This is a genomic window from Colwellia marinimaniae (assembly GCF_002207865.1).
GTDB classification, from domain to species: domain Bacteria; phylum Pseudomonadota; class Gammaproteobacteria; order Enterobacterales; family Alteromonadaceae; genus Colwellia; species Colwellia marinimaniae.
The window spans coordinates 1-2,006 of sequence record NZ_BDQM01000076.1 but is presented as its reverse complement, the minus strand read 5'-3'; the positions used below and the strand labels follow the sequence as shown (position 1 = coordinate 2,006).

The following is a 2,006-nucleotide window of genomic DNA, read 5'->3' as shown; positions in this document are numbered from 1 at the left end:
GAAATATTAACCCGCTTAGGCATAAGTCACGAAAACTGGTTGGTGTTAACTACACAATTTAGGCAGTGTTTCCATGGTGCAGTGGGTAGAGCGCAAGCGCTCACGGATTTTTGTGAACATCAGCACTTAAAAAAACGCGCAACGATGTCAATTTGCCAAAAGTTACTTGCTTAATAATCCATATAACTCATCTAGATACATTACTCATTTAGGGCTAGTTGTGCCTTGAATTCCTGTTTTGTACATATCTGATTCATATTCTATTCGACACCATAAAAATTAAAGTAAAATTCGGCCCAATGTAAATAAGAAACGATGATTTATTGAACTTATGTATTAATTATTTTGAGTGGGTGTCTGGTGATTTTTTGGGAGGGTAAAGGGTTTTTATTATTCCTATAATCAAAGACTTTTTTGGCGTTCGTCATTTAAGAGTGCATTAAACTGACCTTGTTATACAATGAAACATACAAGGTAAAATCTGAAAATGAGGTATACAACCCTCAAACTGGTCTTTGATGCCTGTTGAACTTGATAAATTGGGCGAATATATATTCCCGTACTCAATCGATGTAATGCGGAGAGAATTAATGAATATAACGATATTGGGAGCCGGTGCTGGTGGTTCGGTTACAGCCTTCGATTACGCCAATCATGGGCATTCTGTCAGGCTTTTCGATTTTCCAGAGTTTCCCAGTAATATCGAGGCGATAGCCAACCAAGGAGGTATCTATGCAGAAGGATATATCTCGGGGTTTAGCCCTGTAGCCTACGCAGGGCATGACATCGATAAAGCGCTGGAAGATGCCGAGCTTATTTATGTCATAGGGCCTGCATTTAGCACATTACCATTTGGTGAAGCCTGTGCGGGCAAACTAAAGCCAGGGCAAACCGTTATTATTAGTCCAGGGTCCTGTGCAGGCGCTCTAGTATTCAAGCAAGCGGCTGGACTGGGGCTTGAGGATGATTCTGTAAGGATTGCGGAAACCCACACTCTACAGTATGCCGTTCGTCTGCTCGAAGCGGGCCGAGTGCAGGTATTTCTTAAATTGAAAGCTGGCAATCTTCTGGCTGCCTTGCCTAGCCGACATACAGCTGACATATTGCAATTGATTGCGGATGTATATCCGGGAATGGAACCAGCACACAACGTGATCCAAACCAGTCTGCAAAATGCCAACCCCGTCATTCACCCTGCCGTATCCTTGACTAACGCAGCACGCATTGAAGGGGCTGGAGATTTCTTGTTCTACGAAGAAGGTGTGACCGATTCTGTGGGACGGCTCATTGAGGCTGTCGATCGGGAACGGATTGCCATCGGCGAACGTCTGGGTATTACCATCCTCTCTGATCCGGAAATAGGCATACATCAGGGCTATATGCGGGAAAATAACTACGGCTCAGCTTATCGAAATGCGCCTGGTTTTCAGGGTATTCCTGCCCAACCACAACTTGATCATCGTTATATTAATGAGGATGTAGGTTACGGTCTTGTGTTCATGTCTGGGCTGGCGAAGCAGGTCGGCGTAGAGACTCCGAGCATTGATGCCATCATTCAGATCACGTCGGTATTGATGAATCGTGACTATGCAGCAGAGGCGCTACGCACCCCAAAATCACTCGGTATTGCGGGCCTGTCAGTAACAGAACTCTACCGCCTTTAAGTCAACTATTCCAATATATTTCAAGAGTATATGCTATAATGCAGACACAAAATTTACACTGACCATTTTACTACCTGTAGTAATCAGTTTAGTTATTGGAATTAGGTACTTTTGAACTAGCGTTTTAGAAAACTTATTCTAAATACACATCTACACATCTACACATCTACACATCTACACATCTACACATCTACACATCTACACATCTACACATCTACTGTTTTATGGTTTCAAAAGGTAAATATTTATACCTTGAAATAAGATCAATCGTAAGCGTATAGGGATCGGCACCTAGCCGCGCTCAATATTCCATGGTAACAGCGGTTCAAGGTTGTTTGGTTG

At 43.0% G+C, this 2,006-nt stretch carries 1 protein-coding gene; it reads left to right on the top strand.

Features of this window, described 5'->3' with window-relative positions; translation table 11 throughout:
* Positions 1-590: 590 nt before the first annotated feature.
* Positions 591-1,664 (top strand): NAD/NADP octopine/nopaline dehydrogenase family protein, encoded by a 1,074-nt coding sequence (locus tag MTCD1_RS18180; protein WP_057181054.1) that lies wholly within the window; start codon positions 591-593, stop codon positions 1,662-1,664.
* Positions 1,665-2,006 lie beyond the last annotated feature (342 nt).

Excerpts from the sequence above, each read along its gene's own strand:
- MTCD1_RS18180 (WP_057181054.1), top strand. The coding sequence starts at position 591 with ATGAATATAACGATATTGGGAGCCGGTGCTGGTGGTTCGGTTACAGCC.